We start from the raw sequence: 19,768 nt of genomic DNA, 5'->3' as shown, positions 1-19,768 counted from the left end.
TACATGGCAGAACCTATTTTGACTGTTGAACATCTGATCAAGGCCTATGGCGAGACCCCCGTGCTGGATGATATCAGCTTTGCCGTCAAGTCCGGCGAGGTCATCGTGGTAGTCGGCCCTTCGGGCTGCGGCAAAAGCACCCTGCTGCGCTGCCTGAACGGCCTGGAGCCCACCCAGAGCGGCCGGGTGCGGCTGGGCAATGAGACCGTTGCCTACGGCGGTAAAAATCTGACCCAGCTGCGCCAGCGCATCGGCATGGTGTTCCAGAGCTACGAGCTGTTCCCGCACATGACGGTGCTGGACAATGTGCTTCTGGCACCCACCAAGGTGCAGAAGCGCCCCAAAGCGGAAGTGCAGCAGGAGGCCGAAGCTCTGCTGGACCGCGTGGGACTGCTTGCCAAGAAAAACAGCTACCCGCGTGAGCTTTCCGGCGGACAGAAGCAGCGCGTTGCCATCGTGCGCGCACTGTGTATGCACCCGGAGATCCTTCTGTTTGATGAAGTGACCGCTGCCCTTGATCCGGAAATGGTGCGCGAGGTGCTGGACGTTATGCTGGACCTTGCCAAGCAGGGCAAGACCATGATCATCGTCACCCACGAAATGCAGTTTGCCCGCGCCATTGCCAACCGCGTCATCTTTCTGGATGGCGGCAAAATCGTGGAAGAAGCTGCACCGGCCGAGTTCTTTGACCGGCCCAAGACTGAGCGCGCACAGCGCTTCCTGCGCACCTTCACGTTTGATGCTGTGAAATGAGTCACAGATCAAGATAAAGGCTGCGGGTGTTCCGCAGCCAAATGGGAAAGATTTTGTAAAGGAGAATCCATTATGAAACGGTCTAAAATTTCTCGTCGTTCCTTCCTGCTGGGTCTGGGCGCAGCATCCGCTGCTGCCGTTCTGACCGCATGCGGCGGCTCTTCTTCTGCTTCCACCGCAACTGCAGCATCTGGCAGCGCAGCATCCGGCAGCAGCGTGGTCTACCGCACGCTGGATCAGATCAAGGAGTCCGGCACCATCAACATCGGTGTCTTCTCCGATAAGAACCCGTTCGGCTACGTGGATGAGAACGGCGAGTATCAGGGCTATGATGTCTACTTTGCCCGCCGTCTGGGCGAGGATCTGGGCGTAGAGATCAACTTTGTTTCTACCGAGGCTGCCAACCGTATCGAGTATCTGCAGACCGGCAAGGTGGATGTGATCCTGGCAAACTTCACCGTGACCCCCGAGCGCGCAGAGGAAGTGGATTTCGCTCTGCCGTACATGAACGTTGCACTGGGTGTCATTTCTCCGGACAGCAACGTTATCACCACTCTGGACAACTGGAACGCTGACGACCAGATGATCGTCATTTCCGGCACCACTGCTGAGACCTACCTGACCAAGGAGTACCCCAATATTCCGCTGCAGAAGTACGATTCCTATGCAACGGCCAAGAATGCACTGGAGAACGGCAACGGCGTGGCATGGGCCAACGATAACACCGAGGTCATTGCATTTGCAAAGCAGAACACCGGCTACACGGTCGGCATTCCCTCTCTGGGCAGTCAGGACACCATTGCTCCCGCTGTGAGCCAGGGCAACACCACCGTTCTGGATTGGCTGAACGAGGAGATCAAGGCTCTGGGCGAGGAGAACTTCTTCCACAAGGACTATGAGGAGACTCTGGTGGATACCTACGGCACCGACTTCGAGGACGAGCTGGTGGTCGAGGGCGGCGAGACCGCTGCCAGCGGGGCAGCAGCTTCTGAGGCTGCTGCTTCCGAAGCAGCTTCCAGCGCAGCCGCACAGTAAATAAAAACACCGAGCGGGCAGGAGAGGGCTGAACCTTTCCTGCCCGTTTTTGCATTGCACCATCTGCCGGAACGTGCTATACTGGAACAAAACAACTCCTGTCCGAAAAACTGAAAAAGAGAGGATGTTCCCAATGAAACGTGCCTATACGAACGGGATCCTGCTGGATGGCACCGAGCAGATGCAGCCGGTAGAGCACAAAATCCTGCTGACCGAGGATGATAAGATCACTGCCATTGCCGATGAGGGCGTGGATCTGGATGGCTGTGAGGTCATCGATCTGCACGGCAGCTATATCATGCCGGGTCTGGTCAATTTGCATGTGCATCTGGCGGGCAACGGCAAGCCCAGCGCAAAGCCGCAGGACAATGCTGCGCTGGTGCGCAAAATTCTGAGCAACGGCCTGACCCGTGCAGTGGCCTACAGGCTGGTATGCAGCTACGCGAAGCTGGAACTGCTGGGTGGTGTGACTACCATCCGCACCGTGGGCGGCATTGCAGATTTTGATACCCGCTGCCGTGATGATGCTGCAGCTGGCAAGCTGCTGGCACCGCGCATTCTTGCCGCCAACGAGGGCATTTCGGTGCCCGGGGGACATATGGCAGGCTCGGTGGCAGTTGCGGCCCATAACAATACCGAAGCACTGGCTCAGCTCAAAAAGGCCAGCGGACAGAAGGTGGATCTTGTCAAGCTGATGATCACCGGCGGCGTGCTGGATGCCACCGAAAAGGGAACCCCCGGTGAGCTGAAGATGAAACCGGAAATGGTCAAAGCCGTCTGCGACGAGGCCCACAAGCTGGGCTATACCGTGGCGGCACACACCGAGTCGCCAGAAGGCGTAAAGGTGGCGCTGGAAAACGGCGTGGATTCCATTGAGCACGGCGCAAAGATGGATGATGAGACCATCCGGCTTTACAAGGAGCGGGGAGCCTTTGTGTGCACCACCATCTCCCCGGCGCTGCCCTACGCACTGTTTGATACGGCGGTTTCCGGCGCATCGGAAAAGGACCAGTATAACGGCAAGATCGTGTTTGACGGCGTGGTGGAAAGCGCAAAGACCGCCCTTGCCAACGGCATCCCGGTGGGATTAGGGAATGATGTGGGCTGCCCCTACATCACCCAGTATGATTTCTGGAGGGAGCTGTGCTATTTCCATAAGTATTGCGGTGTGAGCAACCAGTTCGCCCTGTACACGGCCACCCTGCGCAATGCTCAGCTGGCCGGAGTAGGAGACGTGACCGGTTCCATTGAGCCGGGCAAGAGCGCAGATTTTATTGTGACAAAGCACAACCCGCTGGAAGACCTGCGTGCGCTGCAGCATCTGGAACTGGTGGTCTGCCGCGGCCATGTGATCAAAAAGCCGAACCCCAAGCGGAACAAAACGGTGGATGCCCTGCTGGACCCGTACCTCGAATAATACTGAAAAAGCAAGGAGAGACGATCGGTCTTTCCTTGCTTTTTTCGTTCACATGCCTGCCATCACAGCCATGATGCTTTGCCAGCTCTTGTTGCGGGCAGCGGGCACAGTGGTGCGGCGGCGTGCGGGCGCAGAGCCGGAAGAGACCGTATTCATGGCGGTCATCGGCACCGACGGATGAAAGAACACGGCTGTATCACCGGCCAGCCACTGGGCGGCAAGGCGGGCTGCCTGCGGGTCGGCCTGCAGGGTGCGGCGCTCGGCACCGGCCAGATGATCCGCCAGCCAGTAGAGGATGGCACCCAGCGGCAGGCTGGGCAGAACATCCTGGCTCCAGTAAGTCCAGCGGGCACCGGCCCCTACAAAACTCTCCACGGTAATAACGGCACCAGTGCGGGCGTTCTGCGGGATGCTGCCCTGATAATTGATACCGGCGCACTGGCGAAGCTCGGCGGTGATGCGCTGGGTGCGGGGCATATCCAGCCTGTCCTCACGGCAGTAGGCGCGGAAATCGGTCTCGTCGATTAGGCCGTCGGCGCTGGAAGGGAAGCGGCCCACCAGCTGGCCATCGGCGTTGTGGCACAGCTGCCAGCCCTTGCGGAACAGCTGGAAGTTCAGGCAGCGGCGACCCATGGTGGAGTAGCACAGAATGGAGGTGCTCTCACCGGGCAGCTGCTTCAGCTCCAGGCAGGCATCGTTGCCGCAGGTGTCCTGCAGCTTTACCGTTAACAGCAGCTGCGCACCGGGGTGCTGAGCTGACATAGCGTTGTGCATGGCATCAAAATAACGGTTGGCATCCATGATCGGTTCCCTCCTGAAACTATAACACAGCAGTTCGTTGTATAACGGGTGGGCACTGCGCCAAACGACCCGGTGCACAGCAGGCGGCTTACGCAGGAATGTTTTATTGACTGAACATAGTATAGCATACTTTGCAACAAAAAACAACTATAAGTTTGCAGAAAAACAAAATATTTCCGCGCATCCTGCAACAGTGACCCGAAACATGGTTGTTACAAGAGTGAATCAGTTGTGTCCTGTATCAAAAACAGCCCACAGACGGCAAGGCCAAAGCCTCCCATCTGTGGGCTGTTCTGGTAAAATATGGTTCAATCGCCCAGTTCACGAATCTCGTTCTGGATCAGCCGCCCGGCCGCGCGGGCCAGTTGGTCCATGCCGCGGATACGGGCCATGTTTTTGCCGTAGATCTGTGCAGCGGCACCGGCAGAGCTGTCCTCACCCATGAACACAGCCGACACCCGGATGCCCATGCGCTGCAGCGCACGCACCTGCGCGGCAGTGTCAGCCACACCGGCAGCGTCCTCGTAACCGCAGCCCAGCGGGTTTTCTGCACTGGGCGGGATGCGGCGGCTGTCGTTGGGCGAAGCGTCCGTCAGCACGATGAGCAGATGCCGCGGCGCAGGACCGGGCGCAAACCGCAAAAGGTCGCCTGCGGCCCGCAGGGCAAGGCCGTCACGGTTCCAGCCGGAAGCAAAATATCGGTTGATGTTTTGCAGGTTTTTGTCTGCAAAGCCTTTGAGCACCCGCAGTACGGTGTAGCCCCGCAGGCTGCTGAAGCTGGACACCCGCACCGGGATACCGCAGGCCGCAAGGCTCTGGGCCAAAATGGATCCTTGAGCCGCGATCACTTCCTGACAGTGCAGGCGGGAAGCGGATGCGTCCAATAAAAGGTCTACCGTAAAAGAGGGCTGGTTCTCTTCCTCGGCACACAAAAACACCCGGTCATCGTTCAAAAGTGGTGCGCGCCAGATGCGCCCAGCGTTCAGGTTGCCGCTGCGGGCAACACGGGCGTTGGGCTGCTGGTGCACAAGGATGCAGTTGCGGATCTGCTCGGTGAGCCGCAGCACCACACTGCGGTGCAGTTCCCGATTTTTGGCGTAATAAGCGCGGTTGCGGTCAGCCTGAAGTTCAGCCTGTTCGGCCAGATGCTTTGCTTCCGGTGTGGGAGCCTGCTCCGGGCTTGGTACACCGGCACTGAACCACAAATGGCACCCCAGATGGTCGCCCACGCAAAGCTCCTGCTCAGCCTTGCGCAGCCGTTCCGGCGGGTAGAGAGAGCGGCCGAAGCAGCTTTCGATGTAGGCTCTGTCCTGCGCGGCATCCTGCTTCAGGGTGATGTGGGCCCGGCGCTTGTCCACCGCCAGCCCGCCGCCCACAGCATCCACGGAGCTTGAGTGCTCCACGGTCACGCGGTCCGTTTTGATCATCTGGGTGGGCATGGCTTTGGTGGCAAGCTTTGCCAGCAGGCCGTCCAGATGCAGATGCAAAGCTGCTCTCTGGTGCACAGTGCCGTCGAACAGGTTGAATTTTGCGTAGATCAATAAAATTTCGGCTTTCAGCTGTTCCGGCTCCGGCACATGCTCCGGGGCCAGCGCGGCGGCAAGGCCGGACTCGTAAGGGGTCATCACCGGGTCGGCACGGCCCAGCACACGCCGCCAGCGTGCAGCCTGCATGGTGTACACCAGCTGATTTTTTGCCATCCACTCCTGACGGGAGAGCTTGTATTGAATCGCAAAAAAGTAATCTGCATGGGCATGGCGCAGCGCTTCCAGAACCGGGCGGCGGGGCAGCTCCAGCCGATAGGCTGCATTTTCCAGATACAGCCATGTCATGTCGTCCAGCATGGTCTGCCGCAGATCACCGTCCCATGCGTCAAAGACGCTGCGAATCAGCGCGTCACCGTAATATTTGTGGATGAGGCCCACGACCGTGTTCATGTAAAAATCGGTGGTGCCGTCGGTATAGCGGGCCAGAAACAGCGGCTCAAAGCCATAGGCTCCTGCAGCAGCCCAGACCTGATTGGCCGCACGCCGCTCCTGCGCGGTGTAACTCTGGGCGTCCATCAGCCAAAGAGCTTGGCGGCATCCAGCTTGGCCGGAATGCGCGCTGCGATCACATCACGGATCAGGCCCTGCTCGTAGGAGTCAAAGGCCTTGTTGGTGATGCCCATATCCAGTGCCGCGCCTGCCGGGATGCCGCGCCGGATCAGCCGCAGGGCATCCAGCATGCCGCGCAGGTCCAGCGCCTTGGTGGAAATTTCCGCACTGTCGCACTTTTTCTGCAGGTCAAGGAACAACAGTGCAAACTGGCGCACATACTTGGAAGCAAGATCGGGGAACTGCGTACGCAGCAGCTTTTCCAGATCGTCCTGCGTAATGGTGGGCATCTGGATGACCACGAAACGGGAGGTGAGGGCCTCGTTCAGCTCACGGGTGCCGGCATAACCGTAGTTCATGGTGGCAATAAAGCGGGTCTCCTCCGCCAACGGGATGCGGTCGTAGCCGGGCACATCGATGGCACGGCGGAAGTCCAGCACCGCGTGCAGCACGGCCAGCGCTTCGTTTTTGGCCATGTTGATCTCATCCAGCACACCAAAGCCGCCGCACTGGGCGCAGCGGTATACCGGGCCGGGCCGGAACACCACCTGACCGTCCGCAAAAGTGTCCATACCGATGAGGGATGCTGCATCCATGTTCACATGGAAGGAGATGTCCCACGCAGGACGGCCAAAGGCGGCGGCAAGATTCTCGGCCAGCACGTTTTTGCCGGTGGCTTTTCCGCCTGCCAGCAGCAGGTTTTCGCCGCAGAGCAGCGCCGCCAGCGCCTGCTCCCACACATCCTTTCCATAATAAGTAAAGGCAGGGGAGGGAATGCGTGGGCGCAGTGCGTCCGGCAGGGCATGGGCAGCGCGGTACTGTTGGACTGCTTCCAGCAGAGCGGGGTCTACCCCTTCCTGCTGCAGAGTTTCAAGGAGATCAGACATTTGTACAAACACCTCGATTTTGCCGGTTGTCTGGCACAAACCGGCTGTTCAGCTTTATCATAGCACAATCGTGGGGATTTGTGTAGGGGGCGGGTGGCGAAAAAATGGCAAAGAGAGGCGGCCCCAAACAGGGACCGCCTCTCTTCATGAAGAAAGAAGAAATGGAAAAACGCTTAAGTTGTGCCGGAAAACCGCGCTGAATCAGGCGTTATCCAGACCCGCCATCTGCTTGACGGCCTTCATGGCGAAGGTCAGGGTGCGGCCCATGGCTACACCGGCCATCAGGCAGGGGTAGTTGTTGGCAAAGAAGCTGCCGGACATATCACCGGTGATATACAGGCCCTCCATGGGCTGGTTATTGGTGTCCAGCGCCTGACCCTTTTCGTTGATGGCAATGCCCTGCTCGGTGGTCAGCAGAGAGGCACCCAGCCAGCAGCCATAGAAGGGCGCAGTGCGGATGGCACTCAGGCGGTAAGCGGGCTTGCCGAAATCCTCATCGTTCTGCTTGTCGTACAGCTCATTGTAACGTTCCACGGTAGCAAGGAAGGTGTCCTTGGCAGCACCGGTAAAGCCCATCTTGTCAGCCAGCTCGTCCAGCGTATCGCACTTGAACAATGCACCGGCCTCAATAGCCTCGTCCATCTTACCCTGAATGTACTTCTCGCCGCCGTTGCGGGTCTGGGCAGAGCAGCCGATGGTGTGGAAACGTTTTGCGTCCTCCAGAATGTTGGCATCGCAGATCTGTGCGTAGACGCGGCCCGGCTGGTGGGCAGCAGCGTAGACGATATCGTTGTAGGGGCTGCTCTCGTTGGCAAAGCGCTCGCCGTTGCGGTTCACCTTCAGGAAGGGCTGGGTACCGGGGTTGTACTGGCGGATTTTGCCGGGGAAGGCCTTGCCGCCAAAGGCAGTGTCGCTGTCCACATAGCCGCCATCCACGCCGGGAGCCACGATGCCGCGGTCAAACAGCATGGGAGCGGCCTCCTTGTCCAGATTGGCACCGGCCCATACAGCAGCGCGGATGCCGTAGCCCTTGTCGGCGGGGGAGTAGGAGCAGGCGGTGGTTACGCTGGTGCCCAGCGGGTCCAGCTGCTCCATCATGTAGGGGTTGCCGGGGAAACCGCCGCATGCCAGCAGCACGCCCTTGTTGGCGTTGTAGCGGATAAAGTGGTCATCTTCGGTGCTCTGGGCGATGATGCCGGTAATGCGGCCCTCGCTGTTCTTTTCCAGCTTGGCCAGACTGGTCTTGAAGTCTACATCGTAGCCCAGCTCCTGAATGTACTGCAGCAGCAGCTCATTACGAGCCAGACCGGACTCGCGTTCGCTTGCCATGTAGTTGTGCTCCTGCACAGGGAAGAGGTAGTCGGTGTTGTGCTCCGCGTTCTCTGCGGGCCATGCAGCCTCGCTGCCGGAGGTGAAATCGCACACCCAGCCGTACTTGTCCTCCAGAATGCCGCGCATGAAATCGTGCATAGCGGCAGACTCGTTGATCCAGGTCTTGACGACGCGCTGGTCGCACTTGCCGGAGGCATAGCGGGAGATCTCGCTCAGCAGCTTGGCGCGGTCGGCGGGCTGCTCACCGGCAGCCTTGGCAGCAGCGGAGTCGATCGCGCCGTACCAGTGACGGGTGTCCTGTACGTTGGCATTCTGCTCAATAACGCGGAAATTCAGGCCGTTTGCAGCTGCATAGGCGGCAGCAAACATACCGCCGTTGCCTGCACCCACAATGAGAATGTCGGTGTCTACGGTCTCGGTGATGGCAGCCTCATCGATCTCAGGCTCTTTGCCTAGCCAGTCGTTTGCGTCGCCTGTGGGCAGCTGCACGCTGGACACCACAGCCTCACCCTTTGCCTGTGCGTAGCAGCTCTTGGCAGCTTTCATCACGGCGTCGGAGGTGATGGTAGAGCCGGAAACGCCGTCGATCTCGGCAGAACCCGCAGAAAGCAGCTGCTCACGCAGCTCATCGGCAGCGGCAGCGCCGAAGGAAGCGGTCTCGCCGGAGGTGTCCACCACCACATCGGTGACAGCGCTGTCGGAGAAGGTCATGGTGACCTTGACGGTGGAGGAGATGCCCTCGGCGGTGCCCTCGTAGGTGCCGGGGATGTACTGACCGGCAGCACCGGAGGCAGTGGAGCTGGAGGCGGAATTGCAGGCAGCCAGTGCGCCGGCAGTGACACCGCTCATGGCGGCGGCAGCAGCGATCTTCAGAAAGCCCTTGCGGGAAATCTTATTCATAGGTACGCTCTCTTTCTCTTTTCTCTTCTTGTTTTCTTCTCATCACGCAGCAAGGTAAAAACCACTTTGCTGAATCTTTAACAATTGTATCGTAGAGCGGCACACTTTACAATTCAAATTTGTTATATTATAATTTAGCAAACCCTAATGTGAGAAGGTGAGGACGCACAGATGAACCAGAGTGCACTGGAAGGATTTGTGAAGATCGTAGAGATGGACAGCTTTTCGGCAGCGGCAGAGGCGCTGTATCTTTCGCAGTCGGCACTTTCGCAGCAGATCCGCACATTGGAAGGACAGCTGCAATTTGAACTGTTTCAGCATGTGCCGCGTCGGGTGATCCTTACCCCGGCAGGCCGGGACTTTTACCCCAAGGCAAAGCAGTTGACGGCCCTGTATCAGGAGGCAGTGCGCCATGCCCGTGCGGTGCAGCAGCAGGCAAACCCACCGGAAAGGCATCTGCAGATCGCCGGTTGTCACGAGGCGATGCGGATGTTCATGTATGATGTGTTTTCCCTCACCAGTGACCTGTGCCTGCAATACACGCCCATTCTGGGGCAGTGCGCCAACCGCAGCGAAATCTGGCGCAGCCTGAAAAAAGGGGAGATGGATCTTTCCTTTCAGCTGGAAAGCGCAGAGTTCTACGCGCAGGGGCTTACCTTTGTGCCGCTGTTCTATGTGCCGGAGCTTTGCATCCCCATCCACCCGCCTGCCGATATGCCGGTGGGCAGGCTGAGTTTGGAGCAGGCGCTGCAATACCGCTGGCTACCCATCAAGGAGATGTACCAGACTGTCTACGAGACAAGTCTGCTGCAGGAGGGGATGGAACGCGGGGTGGAATTTACGCCGGTGGGCGGCATCCGCAGTGCGCCTTATGGGGACCCGGCGCTCAAGATGGTCCCGGCGGTCTATTACCGCAGACCGGATCTCAGCTTTGTGCGGGTGCTGGACTGGGGCAGGGGACACCGCTTTGGCATCGTGCTGGGGCAAAAACGCGAAGATCCGGTGGTAATGGCCTATGCCCGCGCGTTGCAGCAGCAGCTGCCGCCCCTTGCGGAAAAATTGTTCGGTCTGAAGCTGGAAGCGATTCAGGAATAAAAAAGAAACACCGCCCGGCGGTTCTCAGTTCGGAGAACTGCCGGGCGGTGTTGATAAGGGAATCATTCAAAAAGGGAAAAGTTCTTTACTCCACCACGTCCTCGAACTGGCTGTTGTACAGGTCGGCGTAGAAGCCGCCTGCTTCGATCAGCTGGTCGTGGGTGCCCTGCTCCACAATGTCGCCATCTCGCATCACAAGGATGAGGTCGGCATCCCGGATGGTGGAAAGACGGTGGGCGATCACAAAGCTGGTGCGACCCTCCATCAGGCGGTCCATGGCGGTCTGGATGCGCTGCTCGGTACGGGTATCCACGCTGCTGGTGGCCTCGTCCAAAATCAGGATGCGGTTGTCGGCCAGAATGGTGCGGGCGATGGTGAGCAGCTGCTTCTGGCCCTGACTCACGTTGGAAGCGTCTTCGTTCAGCTCCATCTGGTAGCCGCCGGGCAGGGTGCGGATGAAGTGGTCGGCGTTGGCAGCCTTGGCGGCGGCGATCACTTCTTCGTCGGTGGCATCCAGTCGGCCATAGCGGATGTTCTCCATGATGGTGCCCTTGAACAGCCATGTGTCCTGCAGCACCATGCCGAAGCCCTCGCGCAGAGCGCTGCGGTCAAAGTCACGCACATCGTGGCCATTCAGGGTGATGGAACCGGAATCTACATCATAGAAGCGCATGAGCAGCTTGACCATGGTAGTTTTGCCCGCGCCGGTAGGGCCGACGATAGCCACCTTCTGGCCGGGCTTGACCTCACAGCTGAAATCGTGGATGACGGTCTTGTCCGGGGTGTAGCCGAAGCGGACATGGCTGAATGTCACCTGACCGTTGATGCAGCCGGGGTCGGCCCGGCGGGCCGGGTCTGCCTGCTGATCCTCTTCCGGCTCGTTCAGAAACTCGAACACCCGCTCAGCGGCAGCGGCCATGCTCTGCAGCATGTTGGACACCTGAGAAAGCTGCTGGATGGGCTGGGTGAAGTTCTTGACGTACTGGATGAAGGCCTGAATGTCACCGATGGTAATGGTGCCGTTTGCCGCAAAAATGCTGCCCACGATGGCCACTGCCACATAGCCCAGATTGCCCACAAAGTTCATAATGGGCATCATCAGGCCGGAGAGAAACTGGCTTTTCCACGCAGATTCATACAGCTTGTCGTTGGCGGCGTTGAAGTCGTTCAGCACCACGGCCTCACGGTTGAAGGCTTTGACCACGTTGTGGCCGGAGTAGACTTCTTCCACCTGACCGTTCACAACGCCCAGAATGGCCTGCTGTGCCTTGAAGTATTTCTGGCTGAACTTGACCACGATGAGCACCAGCACCAGCGAGACCGGCAGGATCAGCAGGGCGATCAGGGTCATCTTCGGGCTGATGGACAGCATCATGACCAGCACGCCGATCATGGTGGTCACACTGGTGATGAGCTGGGTGATGCTCTGGTTCAGGCTCTGGCCCAGCGTGTCCACATCGTTGGTGATGCGGGACAGCACCTCGCCCACGGTGCGCTTTTCAAAGTATGCAAGGGGCAGGCGGTTGATCTTTTCGCTGATCTGGCGGCGGAAGTCGTAGCAGACTTTCTGGGAAAGGCCGGTCATGAGCCAGCCCTGAATAAAGCTGAAGGCGCTGCTCAGCAGGTACATGCCCAGCAAAAACAGCAGGATGCGGCCGATATACACAAAGTCGATGCTGCCGGTGCCGCGCAGCTTGGCGATCCAGCCGGTGGCAAGAGCCGTGGTGGCCTTTGCCAGCACCTTGGGGCCTGCAATGTTGAAGATGGTAGAAAGAATGGCAAATACAATGGCGGTAACGAGCGAAAGGCGGTAGCGGCCAAGGGTGCGCACAAGCTGCAGCAGGGTGCCCTTGAAGTCCTTGGCGCGTTCGGTCGTCATGCGTCCGGGTCTTGGCATATCACTCACCCTCCTTTTCGGTATTCAGAGATTCGAGGTCCAGCTCCTTCTGGCTCAGCTGGCTGCGGGCGATCTCCTGATACTCCGGGCAGGAAGCCATCAGCTGGGCATGGGTGCCCTTGCCCACCAGACGGCCTTCGTCCAGCACCAGGATCTGGTTTGCGTGCAGCACAGTGGAGATGCGCTGTGCCACAATGATAACGGTAGCGTTATCGGTCTGGGCTTTCAGTGCACGGCGCAGGGCAACATCGGTCTTAAAGTCGAGGGCAGAAAAGCTGTCGTCGAACAGATAAATTTTGGGGTCCTTGGCAATGGCACGTGCAATGGAAAGGCGCTGCTTCTGGCCGCCGGACACATTGGAGCCGCCCTGTGCAATGGGGCTTTGGTAGCCCTCGGGCTTTGCGTCGATGAACTCGGTGGCCTGCGCAATGGCGGCAGCCTTTTTTACATCGGCATCGGTGATGTGCTCCCCGCCGAACTTCAGGTTCGAGTCGATGGTGCCGCTGAACAGCACGCCCTTCTGGGGCACATAGCCCAGCAGATCGTGCAGCTGTGCCTGCGGCATATTGCGCACATCGATGCCATCCACGGTCACGCTGCCGCCGGTGACATCATAAAAGCGGGGGATGAGGTTGAGCAGGGTGGATTTGCCGCAGCCGGTAGAGCCGATGATGGCGGTGGTCTCGCCGGGCTTTGCGGTAAAGCTGATGTGCTCCAGCGCATCGCTGTCCGCACCCGGGAAGCGGAAGCTCACATCGTGGAACTCTACCTCACCCTGCCAGTTTTCGTGCTCCTGCGCGGGCTTTGCAGCAGCTTCGTCCGGGTCGTTGATGGTGGCCCTGGTGCGGATCACCTCGTCGATGCGCTCCGCAGCCACACCGGCGCGGGGCAGCATGACGGCCACCATGGCCAGCATCAGGAAGGACATGACGATCTGCATGGTGTAGGTGATGAATGCGATCATCTCGCCCACCTGCATGGTGCCGTTGTCCATGGCCTTGCCGCCGAACCAGACGATCAGCAGGCTGGTGCCGTTCATGATGAGGGTCATAAAGGGCATCATGGCAACCATGGCACGGTTGGTGAACAGCTGGGTGCTCATCAGGTCTTTGTTGGCCTTGTCGAAGCGCTCCTCCTCAAACTTTTCACGGCTGAAGGCACGCACCGGCATGATGCCGGTCAGAATATCGCGGCTGACGAGGTTCAACCGGTCCACCAGCTTCTGCATGATCTTGAACTTGGGCATGGCCACACTCATCAGGAAGAGGATGAGCAGCAGCAGAACGGCCACATCCAGCACGATGATCCAGGAAAGGCCGGTGCTGCTGTTCAGCACATGCAGCACGCCGCCAATGCCCAGAATGGGCGCATAGGCCACCATGCGCAGCAGCATGACGCAGACGAACTGCACCTGCTGGATGTCGTTGGTGGTGCGGGTGATGAGAGATGCGGTGGAAAAATTCTCGATCTCTGCATTGGAGAACCCGATGACGCTGGCAAAGGTCTCACGGCGCAGGTCGCGGCCAATGGCGGCGGACACACGGGAGGCGAGGAAGCCCACCGCAATGGACACAGCCACCATCAGCAAAGTCAGGCCCAGCATCTGGCCACCTACGCGGTAAAGGTAGCGCATCTGCACATCGTGGGCAATGCCCTGTGCCTCGTATTCCAGCTGCACCAGCAGCATGGACTGGCTTTTGAGGTTCTCCATCAGGGTATCATCCAGACTGGCAAAAGCACCGGCCAGCTGCTGCTGGACAGCTTTGCGGGTGAAGCCGGGCATCTGGCTCATAGCGGCAAACTGGGCGCATACGGTGTCCAGATCTTCGGCAGTGGGGGTGACGGTCTCGCTATCCGTGGTGGTGCTCTCAGAGGATGCCGCCTGCATGTCAGCAAGGCCGGTCATGCCCATGGTGTCCTGCCCGGCAGGGGCGTTCGCTGCCTGCGCGGCGGCCATATACAGCACGATGTCCGGCGTGGTGACGGCATCCTCCAGCGCGGTGCGCTCGTCATCGGTCAGGTCGGTGCGCAGCTTCAGCACGCCGTCGTCCTGAAGATAATACCCGTAGGCGTTCTGGAGCGCATCGGCGTCCTCTTCGCTCATCAAAAGCGTGAGGGCGTCCAGCGTGCTCTGGCGTATCGTTTCCGGCAGGGGGCTTTCAATGCCGCCCTGCTGGATGCCGGTGTCCACGATCCTGCTGGTGTAGTCCGGCAGCGAAAGATCGCAGTACGCCTGCACGAACAGCAGCGCGAACACCACAAGACAGACGGCCCAGTGCCGGGCCAGCTGCTTGAAAATTTTCGTCATAGTTCGGTTCTCCCTTCGTTGTTTTTTGCTTCACGGGAAGCGTTTTCCGCAAGAATGGCATCCATCAGTGCGCCGCGCAAAACGTTCATCTGCTGCACCTGCTCCGGTGTCAGCCGGGCCATCACGCAGGCAAAATAATCGCTGAGGGCATCTTCACACCGGGCACAGGCGGCGTAGCCCTCCGGTGTGATGAGCACCAGCGTTTTGCGCCGGTCAGCCGGGTCCGCTTCGCGCAGAACAAGGCCGTCCTGTTCCAGCTGGCGCAGGCTGCGGCTGATGGCTGGCAGCGGTTGGTGTGCCTCCCGGGCAAAATCGGAAACATACACCGCTCCGTTCTGCCCGCGGGTACGGATCGTGTGAGCCAGACCCTCCAGCATGGGAAAGTGGCACTTGGGACAGCCCCGCAGAGCCGCCTTCATGCCGGCCCGGGACGCCTTGCTCAGCCGTCCCCAAAAATGGCACAAACCGTGAAAGCTCGCGGCGGCTTCGGTCTCGTTCAACATTCTATCCCTCCTCATTGCAAAATGCTTAACGGCTGTTAACTATTAACGCCTGACAATAATATTCCTCCCGCACCCAGAATGCAAGGGCAGTTTAGGATAATTTTAAAAAAGTTCACAAAAAGGGGAGGGCGGCAGAAAGCCTGAACCGCCCGGCAGCTGCATAAATAGAATAAGAAACATTTCTGCGGGAGGGCGGCGGCAGTGGAACAGAACCTGACAAGAATTTTTACACTTTTTGGCGGCTTGGCACTGTTTTTATACGGCATGGATGCGCTCAGCCACAGTCTGGAAACAGCGGCAGGCAGCCGCCTGAAAAGCCTGCTGGCCGCTGTGACCGGCAGCCCGGTGCGGGGCGTGCTGGCGGGGGCTGCGGTCACGGCGGTGCTGCAAAGCAGCTCGGCAGTCACGGTGATGGTGCTGGGCTTTGTAAGTGCGGGCCTGCTGACCCTGCGGCAGGCGGTCCCGGTGATCTTTGGCTGCAACATCGGAACCACCGTTACCGCACAGCTGCTGGCCTTCCGGCTGGAAGATGTGCGCGGCCTTGTGCTGCTGGCCGGGCTGCTGCTCTGCTTTGCCTGTGCAGGGCAGAAGGGCCGGGCTATTGGCCGGGCGGTGTTCGCCTTTGGCCTGCTGTTCGAGGGCATTGCTGATATGGGCACTGCCATGGAACCGCTGGCGCAAGGCCCGGTGTTTGTGCACTGGCTGAGTCGGGTGCGGCAGCACCCATGGCTGGGGCTGCTGGCGGGGCTTGGCATGACCCTGACAGTGCAGAGCAGCTCGGCTACCATTGCCCTGCTGCAGAACTTCGCAGCCCGCCCCGGGCTGGACGGCAGCAGTCTGTTGGGTCTTGCGGGTGCGCTGCCGGTACTGCTGGGCGATAACATCGGCACCACCATCACGGCAGTGCTGGCATCCTTGAGCGCAAGCCGGGACGCAAAGCGGGTGGCTGTGGCCCATGCAGTGTTCAATCTGACCGGCGCGGCGGTGTTCTGCGCCGGTCTGCCGTTGTATGTGCGGCTGACGGCTGCACTTTCGCCCAAAGGGCCGGAGCTTGCCGTGATCGCCCGGCAGATCGCGAATGCGCACACCTTGTTCAATGTGGTGTGCACGCTGGTGTGGCTGCCGCTGACCCCACTGATGGTGCGGTTTGTGTGCCGCCTTGTGCCGGACCGGGCAGTGCGGTAAGTTTTTACTGGACAAACATACCAATTGCGCATATACTGAAAGGGATGAAACCTACTGCAGAACAAAAAGGAAACATTGCTATGCGACAGAAAATCGGAAGAGTGTGTATGGTGCTGGGCGCGCTGCTGATCCTTGCGGCAGCAGCCCTGCTGGCCTATAACAAGTGGGATGCATCCCGTGCAGACAAGGCCTCGCAGGAGGTGCTGGGCGAGCTGGAGCAGACCCTGAACGCTGCCATTGAGGAAAAAGCAAAATCGGATACCGTGGCGCTGCAGCCGGAGCTGGACCCCACGCAGGAAATGACCGTGACCGAACTGAACGGCTGGGATTACATCGGCTATCTGTCCATTCCGTCCATCGAGCTGGAACTGCCGGTGATGAGCCAGTGGAGCTATGCGGGCCTGAAAATCGCACCGGGCCGTTACTCCGGTTCTACCTATGCGGATAACATGGTGGTCTGCGCCCACAACTATGCAAAGCATTTCAGCCCCATCAAGTGGCTGACCGAGGGCGCGCAGGTCTATTTTACGGATATGGACGGTATGCGCTGGACCTACGAGGTCTCCTATGTGGAAAACCTGCAGCCCACGCAAATTGAGGAAATGACCGAAAAGACGGAGGAGTCCGATGAATGGGATCTGACCCTCTTTACCTGTACCACCGGCGGCAGCGCCCGGTGCGCTGTGCGGTGCGTGCGGACGGGTTACCCGGCGCTCACAACGGAGACCGCAGAATAAGATGCAAAAAATCCCCTGTGCACTGGCACAGGGGATTTTTCATATCCGGTATTCAGTGGACGGTGCCCACCTTCACAGGGGATTACTTGCTCTGGATGTACTCGTCAATGGCCTTTGCAGCAGCCTTGCCTGCGCCCATGGCCTTGATGACGGTGGCTGCGCCGGTCACGGCATCGCCGCCGGCGTACACACCATCGCGGCTGGTTTTGCCGTCGTCGCCGTCGGTAACGATGCAGCCGTGCTTGTTGGTTTCCAGACCCGGGGTGGTGGAGCGGATCAGCGGGTTGGGGCTGGTGCCCAGACTCATGATGACCGTGTCCACATCCAGCTCGAACTCGCTGCCCTTCTTTTCGATGGGGCGGCGGCGGCCGGAAGCATCCGGCTCGCCCAGCTCCATCTCAATGCAGGTGATGGACTTGACAAAGCCCTCGTCGTTGGCGTGGATCTCCACAGGGTTGCACAGGGTCTTGAAGATGATGCCCTCTTCCTCGGCGTGCTCCACCTCTTCCTTACGGGCGGGCAGCTCAGCCATGCCGCGGCGGTAGACGATGTACACGGTCTCGGCACCCAGACGCAGGGCGCTGCGGGCAGCGTCCATAGCCACGTTGCCGCCGCCCACAACGGCGACCTTTTTGCCGGTGCGGATGGGGGTCTTGCTGGTGGGCAGATAAGCCTTCATCAGGTTGGAGCGGGTCAGGAACTCGTTGGCGGAGTACACGCCCTTCAGACTCTCGCCGGGGATGCCCATGAAGCGGGGCAGACCGGCACCGGAGCCTACGAACACGGCCTCGTAGCCGTACTCGTCCATCAGCTCGTCGATGGTGAGCACCTTGCCAATGACCATATTGCACTCAAAATCAACACCCATCTTCTTCAGGCCGTCGATCTCCTGCTGCACGATGGCCTTGGGCAGACGGAACTCAGGGATGCCGTACATCAGCACGCCGCCGGCCACATGCAGGGCCTCGTAAACGGTGACCTTGTAGCCAAGCTTTGCCAGATCGCCTGCGGCGGTCAGGCCGGCAGGGCCTGCGCCGATGATGGCCACCTTGTGGCCGTTCCATTCGGGCACGATGGGGGCGGTGTGCACATTCTCACGGTGCCAGTCAGCAACAAAGCGCTCCAGGCGGCCGATGCCCACCGGCTCGTTCTTGATGCCGCGGGTGCACTTGCCCTCGCACTGGCTCTCCTGCGGGCAGACACGGCCGCAGACGGCAGGCAGGGAAGAGGAACGGTTGATCACCTGATAAGCGGCTTCAAAGTCGCCCTCGGCCACATGGCCGATGAACTCGGGGATATCGATGCCCACAGGGCAGCCGGTCTGGCAGGGTTTGTTCTTGCAGTGCACGCAGCGCTTTGCTTCGTTCACGGCCATTTCTTCGGTGTAGCCAAGTGCAACTTCCTTAAAGTTCTTGTTGCGCACATTGGGGTCCTGCGTGGGCATGGGGCACTTCTTCGGGTCCATATTGAAAGCCATCTTATTTTACCTCCTGATTGAGCAGATTGCATGCCGCTTCACGGGCGTGTGCCTCAAACGGGCGGTACATGGTGCCGCGGGCCATTGCCTCATCAAAATCCACCAGATCGCCGTCAAAGTCGGGGCCGTCCACGCAGGCGAACTTGGTCTCGCCGCCCACGGTCAGGCGGCAGCCGCCGCACATGCCGGTGCCGTCGATCATGATGGGGTTCATGGAAACGATGCTCTTCAGGCCATGCTTCTGGCAGGTCTTGACCACGAACTTCATCATGATCAGCGGGCCGATGGTGATGACCAGATCGTACTGGTTGCCGGCGGCCACCAGCTCGTCCAGTGCAGCGGTAACAACACCCTTGGTGCCATAGCTGCCGTCGTCGGTCATAATGCGCAGCTCATCGCTGCAGGCTTTGAACTCATCCTCAAGGATCAGCAGGTCCTTATTGCGGAAGCCCACCACGCTGTGCACCACACAGCCCTGCTCGTGCAGCTCACGGGCAATGGGCAGAGCGATGGCGCAGCCTACGCCGCCGCCCACGACACATACCTTCTTCAGGCCTTCCACCTCGGTGGCGCGGCCCAGCGGGCCAACGAAGTCGTGGACGCTCTGGCCCACCTGCAGGCTGTTCAGCTCCATCGTGGTACCGCCCACGATCTGGAAAATGATGTCCACAGTGCCCTTTTCGCGGTCGTAACCGGCCACGGTCAGGGGGATGCGCTCGCTGTCCTCAAACGGGCGCACAATGATAAACTGGCCCGGCTTTGCCTTTTTGGCGATCAGCGGGGCTTCAATGACCATCTTCGTCACGGTGGGATTCAGCGCGACTTTTTCAGTGATCTTATACATTGTGTTTGCTCCTTTATGCTGGCTTTTCCTATTTCTGCGCACGAAAACGCGCCTGTATGCCCTCGGCGGCATAACAGACGCAGCTTTTACAGGCGACAAAATGACACGTTCCATTATAACGGTTTACAAAAGGGAAAGCAAATCAATTTTCTTCGTGTATGTTATGACAGACTTGAATAATGACACAGGTGAAGCCCGCAAAAGTGAAGCCTTTTGAACACAGACAGGCGGGTTTCCAACTTTTTTGCAGAAAATGCAAATTTGTGGTTGACAATTGCCGGGCGGTACGGTATAATAATCAGCGTCGCCGGTAAACAACCCGGCACGAACACATGGAATGTGCGGCCGTAGCTCATCTGGTAGAGCGCCACCTTGCCAAGGTGGAGGTAGCGAGTTCGAGCCTCGTCGGCCGCTCCATTTTGTGGAAGTTTAGCTCAGCTGGGAGAGCATCTGCCTTACAAGCAGAGGGTCAGCGGTTCGAGCCCGTTAACTTCCACCATT

Annotated in this window: 15 protein-coding genes and 2 tRNA genes; 8 read left to right on the top strand and 9 right to left on the bottom strand. The window is 59.3% G+C overall.

From position 1 onward, the window contains the following. Positions 1-3: 3 nt before the first annotated feature. The 3 genes from DWV57_RS06475 (at position 4) to DWV57_RS06465 (ending at position 3,205) form a co-directional block, all read left to right on the top strand. Complete coding sequence (locus tag DWV57_RS06475) at positions 4-753, top strand: amino acid ABC transporter ATP-binding protein (protein WP_120020306.1); 750 nt, start codon at positions 4-6, stop codon at positions 751-753. A 72-nt stretch (positions 754-825) separates the two neighbouring features. Beyond that, a complete protein-coding gene (locus DWV57_RS06470; protein WP_120020305.1) occupies positions 826-1,788 on the top strand; it encodes a transporter substrate-binding domain-containing protein in 963 nt (320 codons plus the stop codon). 133 nt (positions 1,789-1,921) lie between these two features. After that, a complete protein-coding gene (locus DWV57_RS06465) occupies positions 1,922-3,205 on the top strand; it encodes an amidohydrolase family protein (protein ID WP_120020304.1) in 1,284 nt (427 codons plus the stop codon). Between the two features lie 48 nt (positions 3,206-3,253). On the opposite strand, the gene DWV57_RS06460 is transcribed toward DWV57_RS06465, so the two are convergent. The 4 genes from DWV57_RS06460 to DWV57_RS06445 all read right to left on the bottom strand — a co-directional run bounded on the left by DWV57_RS06460 (position 3,254) and on the right by DWV57_RS06445 (position 9,221). Then, positions 3,254-4,006: a hypothetical protein gene (locus DWV57_RS06460; protein ID WP_120020303.1), complete on the bottom strand. Its 753-nt coding sequence runs from the start codon at positions 4,004-4,006 to the stop codon at positions 3,254-3,256. Between the two features lie 308 nt (positions 4,007-4,314). After that, positions 4,315-6,069 carry a hypothetical protein gene (locus DWV57_RS06455; protein ID WP_120020302.1) on the bottom strand — a complete coding sequence of 585 codons (1,755 nt, stop codon included), beginning with the start codon at positions 6,067-6,069 and terminating at the stop codon, positions 4,315-4,317. Then, positions 6,069-6,989: a MoxR family ATPase gene (locus DWV57_RS06450; RefSeq protein WP_120020301.1), complete on the bottom strand. Its 921-nt coding sequence runs from the start codon at positions 6,987-6,989 to the stop codon at positions 6,069-6,071. Before DWV57_RS06450 ends, DWV57_RS06455 begins: the two co-directional genes overlap by 1 nt. 201 nt (positions 6,990-7,190) lie before the next feature. After that, entirely contained in the window at positions 7,191-9,221 is a 2,031-nt protein-coding gene (locus DWV57_RS06445) for an FAD-binding protein (RefSeq protein ID WP_120020300.1), read from the bottom strand. Positions 9,222-9,392: 171 nt separating this feature from the next. Here DWV57_RS06445 and DWV57_RS06440 point away from each other — a divergent pair, with 171 nt between their 5' ends. Then, positions 9,393-10,316, top strand: a complete 924-nt coding sequence (locus DWV57_RS06440) for a LysR family transcriptional regulator (RefSeq protein ID WP_120020299.1) — start codon at positions 9,393-9,395, stop codon at positions 10,314-10,316. An 85-nt stretch (positions 10,317-10,401) separates the two neighbouring features. Here DWV57_RS06440 and DWV57_RS06435 read toward each other — a convergent pair whose 3' ends face one another. From DWV57_RS06435 to DWV57_RS06425, 3 genes are read right to left on the bottom strand one after another with little or no spacing between them, the layout of a single operon-like run. After that, positions 10,402-12,213, bottom strand: a complete 1,812-nt coding sequence (locus DWV57_RS06435; protein WP_120020298.1) for an ABC transporter ATP-binding protein — start codon at positions 12,211-12,213, stop codon at positions 10,402-10,404. A 1-nt stretch (position 12,214) separates the two neighbouring features. Continuing rightward, a complete protein-coding gene (locus DWV57_RS06430) occupies positions 12,215-14,521 on the bottom strand; it encodes an ABC transporter ATP-binding protein (protein ID WP_120020297.1) in 2,307 nt (768 codons plus the stop codon). After that, positions 14,518-15,024 (bottom strand): MarR family transcriptional regulator, encoded by a 507-nt coding sequence (locus DWV57_RS06425; protein ID WP_243112315.1) that lies wholly within the window; start codon positions 15,022-15,024, stop codon positions 14,518-14,520. The genes DWV57_RS06430 and DWV57_RS06425 overlap by 4 nt, the downstream gene beginning before the upstream one ends. A 201-nt stretch (positions 15,025-15,225) precedes the next feature. Between DWV57_RS06425 and DWV57_RS06420 the strand changes: the two genes are divergently transcribed. Together DWV57_RS06420 and DWV57_RS06415 are read left to right on the top strand one after the other, a co-directional pair. Then, a complete protein-coding gene (locus tag DWV57_RS06420) occupies positions 15,226-16,209 on the top strand; it encodes a Na/Pi symporter (protein WP_120020295.1) in 984 nt (327 codons plus the stop codon). 80 nt (positions 16,210-16,289) lie between these two features. Then, on the top strand, positions 16,290-16,946 hold the full coding sequence (locus DWV57_RS06415; RefSeq protein ID WP_097777587.1) for a sortase: 657 nt from the start codon (positions 16,290-16,292) through the stop codon (positions 16,944-16,946). 82 nt (positions 16,947-17,028) lie between these two features. Here DWV57_RS06415 and gltA read toward each other — a convergent pair whose 3' ends face one another. After that, complete coding sequence (gene gltA / locus DWV57_RS06410) at positions 17,029-18,423, bottom strand: NADPH-dependent glutamate synthase (RefSeq protein ID WP_005945766.1); 1,395 nt, start codon at positions 18,421-18,423, stop codon at positions 17,029-17,031. A 1-nt stretch (position 18,424) separates the two neighbouring features. Further along, positions 18,425-19,267: a sulfide/dihydroorotate dehydrogenase-like FAD/NAD-binding protein gene (locus DWV57_RS06405; RefSeq protein WP_044954207.1), complete on the bottom strand. Its 843-nt coding sequence runs from the start codon at positions 19,265-19,267 to the stop codon at positions 18,425-18,427. Positions 19,268-19,608: 341 nt separating this feature from the next. On the opposite strand from DWV57_RS06405, the gene DWV57_RS06400 reads away from it, so the two are divergent. Together DWV57_RS06400 and DWV57_RS06395 are read left to right on the top strand one after the other, a co-directional pair. Next, a tRNA-Gly gene (locus DWV57_RS06400) sits at positions 19,609-19,684 on the top strand. 6 nt (positions 19,685-19,690) lie between these two features. Further along, positions 19,691-19,766 (top strand) — tRNA-Val (locus DWV57_RS06395). Positions 19,767-19,768 lie beyond the last annotated feature (2 nt).

It is taken from the genome of Faecalibacterium sp. AF10-46 (genome assembly GCF_003604105.1).
In the GTDB taxonomy this organism is placed as follows: domain Bacteria; phylum Bacillota; class Clostridia; order Oscillospirales; family Ruminococcaceae; genus Faecalibacterium; species Faecalibacterium taiwanense.
The sequence above is the reverse complement of the archived record's forward strand: the minus strand, read 5'-3'. Positions and strand labels throughout refer to the sequence as shown.